Below are 1,011 nucleotides of genomic sequence, written 5' to 3'. Positions count from 1 at the left end.
GTCTGGAACTGCGCGCCGGTGTGCATCAGCATGAAGCAGCCGGTGCCGTAGGTGTTCTTCGCGAGCCCGGCACGAAAGCACGCCTGGCCGAACAGCGCGCTCTGCTGGTCGCCAGCGACGCCGCCGATCGGCAGCGAGGCGCCCAGCAACTCGGCCTTCGTGTGGCCGTACACGTGGCTGGACGGGAACACCTGCGGCAGCACCTCGCGCGGCACGTCGAGCAGCTGCAGCAGCTCGTCGTCCCACGTGTTGCTTCGCACGTTCAGCAGCAGCGTGCGCGAGGCATTGCTCACGTCGGTGGCATGCACCGCGCCGCCGGTCAGGTGCCACATCAGCCACGAGTCGATGGTGCCGAAGGCCAGCTCGCCGCGCGATGCCGCCGCGCGCGCGCCGGCCACGTGGTCGAGGATCCACTTCAGCTTGGTGCCGGAGAAGTAGGCATCGATGATCAGCCCGGTCTTCTCGCGGAAGGTGGGCTCGAGCCCGCGCTCGCGCAGCGCCGCGCAGGTGGGCTCGGCACGGCGGTCCTGCCAGACGATCGCGTTGTACAGCGGCTCGCCGGTGCGGCGGTTCCACACGACGGTGGTCTCCCGCTGGTTGGTGATGCCGATCGACGCGATGTCGCGTGCCGCGATGCCGGCCTTCGCGAGCGCCTCCTTCGCGGTCGCGAGCTGCGAGTGCCAGATCTCCATCGGGTCGTGCTCGACCCAGCCCGGCTGCGGGTAGATCTGGCGGAACTCGCGCTGCGCCATCGCGACGATGCCGCCGGCGCGGTCGAACAYGATGCTGCGCGAACTGGAGGTGCCCTGGTCGAGGGCGAGCAGGTAGGTCGGAGAGCTCATGCGTCGATCATGCAGCAGCCACCTCGCATTGCACACCGGCATCTGCGAGCAGGGAGGGGAAGGGTTCGGGCGGCGCCTGGTCGGTGAACAGCGCATCGATCTCGGCGAAGCCTGCCACCTGCACCATCGCCGGCCGGTTGAACTTGCTGTGGTCGGCGGCCACCCACAC

1 protein-coding gene and 1 pseudogene are annotated in these 1,011 nt (G+C 69.3%); both read right to left on the bottom strand.

Going from position 1 to position 1,011, the window contains the following annotated elements; all coding sequences use genetic code 11:
• Positions 1 to 842 (bottom strand): FGGY family carbohydrate kinase (locus tag AC1D15_RS34190; protein ID WP_477829572.1); only part of this gene is annotated, 842 nt, incomplete at its 3' end.
• A gap of 7 nt (positions 843 to 849) precedes the next feature.
• Positions 850 to 1,011 (bottom strand): annotated as a pseudogene (locus tag AC1D15_RS34185) (DeoR family transcriptional regulator); the annotation flags it as partial.

This window comes from Rhizobacter sp. P2_H2 (assembly GCF_056403375.1).
Note: the sequence above shows the minus strand (reverse complement) of the source record. Positions and strands in the feature narration are given on the sequence as shown.